The sequence below is a fragment of the Acidimicrobiia bacterium genome, assembly GCA_016650365.1.
Classification (GTDB): Bacteria; Actinomycetota; Acidimicrobiia; order Spongiisociales; family JAENVV01; genus JAENVV01.
In genome coordinates this window covers 1-2,342 of the sequence record JAENVV010000238.1, presented here as the reverse complement: position 1 = coordinate 2,342, position 2,342 = coordinate 1, and the positions used below count along the sequence as shown (strand labels likewise).

Below are 2,342 nucleotides of genomic sequence, written 5' to 3'. Positions count from 1 at the left end.
TCACCAGCCCACCTCGCCACACCAAATGCCAGTACGGTCGCCAGAAAAACCGCCAACGCGGACCCGAGCGCGGCCACTTAGCTGGCGTAGTCGCTGGGATCGGAGTCGAACTCTTCTTTGCAGTCCATCGAGCAGAAGTAGTAGGTCGTCCCTTCGTACTCACTCGTTCCAACTGCATCGGTTTCTTCGATCGTCATCCCGCAAACAGGATCTTTTGCAGCCACCATTGTCTCCTTTGGCTCGGTACCCAATTATCGCCGAAACCCGCGTTTCCCGGGGGGCGTATACCACTTTCTACACCTTCCAGTCGTGTGGAAGGTCAAGTCCACGTCTTTTCTACGGCCTGGACCTCAACCTAACCATTCTGGGATCCGGGCCAACCGATAAATGGCCTCGCCTCTAAGCGGCAAGTGTGGCTTCTCGGCTGTGTCACGTGACGCCACAGTCATCGTGCATACCTGCCATCGAGCCGACGTAGGGCTGGGATTCATCGGTCGCGAGTTCAAGAATGGAGGACATGTTGTCGGACGGTGCGCCGCTTCGTCGCGTAGCTCGCCGTGCACCCTGGGTCCGTGGCATGACAGCAATCGCGCCGGCAGCCTAGTGATCGTGACTATGAACGGTTGTGGTAACTACAGGAACGTCTGACGGCTTCGCCAAGTTGTCGGTAATAAGCGGACCGAGATACAAAGACGAGAACAGATAAACGACGACGAATACCGCTATAGCCATAGCCGGGGCAACCCACGTTCCGAACCGTCTGGCTAGGCGAAACAGCATCGGTACCGCCGCGGCGAGTCCAATGAAGAAGAAGAGAACCCGTCCGGCCGTCCCGGCCAGAATGGCGGCGCCCGCTAACGGACCAACGTGATGCAACACGTGTGGGGCGACACCGCTGATGCCTCCCCAGATGGCCGCAAGCCCGTTGCGAATTCGGCCGCCGCGCCTGTCCGTAGCGCCAGCTGAGCTGTCAGGACTAGGTTCCGAGAGCTGCATCGAGTTCATCGAAGAGGGACTCAGCCGGCACAAACATCTCTGCGTAGTGGCGTACCCAGGCAATCTCGCCGGTTTGACGAACAAGCGCGAAACTGTGGCTGGGTCGGTCAGCGTGACCGTAGACACCGATCATCCCATAGGCACGCGACACGGTGAGGTCGGCGTCAATGAGAATGGGCATTTCGATCCCGAACCTGGCCGCCTCGGCGGCGACTGCGAGTGGGGGATTGACCATGATCGGTACAAGGGTGATTCCACGCTCATTTAGCGCCTGTTCGAGTTCAGGGATTTGCGCGAAGCAACCGTCGCAACCGGTGCCCATCGAAAAGTAGAGCAGGGCATCGCCGGCCGCCAAGGCCTCATCAAGCGAGATCATCTGTCCGTTGGTGGCGACCAGTTCAAACGGAGTCGCCCGGTCAGGAGTGGCTTGCTGTTTGGGGGTGTTAGCTGAGACCGCAACCAACAGAACCAGTAATGCCGGAATGAGCAGGAACCCGAACCACCTCAGCGTCGAGAACCACCGCTTTCGGCGATCACTTCCGGTTGGCCGTTTCGTCAATGTCTTGGTCATGGCAACTCCCATCTTCAGGTCTTTTGATATCGTCAGTTTCTCATCGGCGCCGTGACGAGAGCGCAACGGCGCCGACCGCCAACCCGATAAGCACAAGCCCTATGACCGGCCCCGGGATCCAGGCCAGCCTGGCAATCCACGGCGCGACGGCGTCCTCGATACGTCCGGCGAGGTTGGTAGAGAACGATGGGGTGAGTGACGCTCCTGTGATGGCCACAACCGCCAATACGATCGACATGGCCAGGAACAGCAGTGACGCCGCCACCCCAGCCACGGTGGTCGCAATCCGAATCGGGCCAAGACGAAGAGAGACCGGTTTTGAGCCGATGAACTCACGGTCAGGTCGCAGACCGTCCCACAGGAGAGTCATGATCACCAGAGGGAAGACCATCCCGAATACGTAGGCCAGACCGATTCCAATCCCCGCAACAAACCCGGGCGAAACCGCCGAAAGTGTGAGGACACCAACTAGAACAGGGGCACAGCATGCGCTGGCTGCTCCAGAGAACACCCCCAGCGCGTAAACACCGGCCGAATCGGTGCGAGAGATGTCGGGTGACCCGCGCAGGAACGGCAACGACCAGGACCCGCCACTCACCGAGACCACCGCCATGACAAGCAGCAGCAACGCACCAAACCCATACACAAGGCCGTGGTATCGCAGCAAGCTCTCGGTCAACAGGCTGAGTCCGAGCGTTACCGGGATCATCACGGTGGCCACGCCGGCAGCAAATACAAAGGCCAGCGGCACCAACCGCCACCGATGATTCCGCAC

Annotated in this window: 4 protein-coding genes; all 4 read right to left on the bottom strand. The window is 59.7% G+C overall.

Features of this window, described 5'->3' with window-relative positions; translation table 11 throughout:
* Positions 1–77: 77 nt before the first annotated feature.
* Positions 78–227 (bottom strand): YHS domain-containing protein, encoded by a 150-nt coding sequence (locus JJE47_13825; GenBank protein MBK5268503.1) that lies wholly within the window; start codon positions 225–227, stop codon positions 78–80.
* A 373-nt stretch (positions 228–600) separates the two neighbouring features.
* Positions 601–996 (bottom strand): hypothetical protein, encoded by a 396-nt coding sequence (locus JJE47_13820; protein ID MBK5268502.1) that lies wholly within the window; start codon positions 994–996, stop codon positions 601–603.
* Positions 977–1,567, bottom strand: coding sequence for a redoxin family protein (locus JJE47_13815; GenBank protein MBK5268501.1), 591 nt, complete (start codon positions 1,565–1,567; stop codon positions 977–979). The genes JJE47_13820 and JJE47_13815 overlap by 20 nt, the downstream gene beginning before the upstream one ends.
* Before the next feature lie 40 nt (positions 1,568–1,607).
* Entirely contained in the window at positions 1,608–2,318 is a 711-nt protein-coding gene (locus tag JJE47_13810) for a cytochrome c biogenesis protein CcdA (GenBank protein ID MBK5268500.1), read from the bottom strand.
* Between the last annotated feature and the right edge of the window lie 24 nt (positions 2,319–2,342).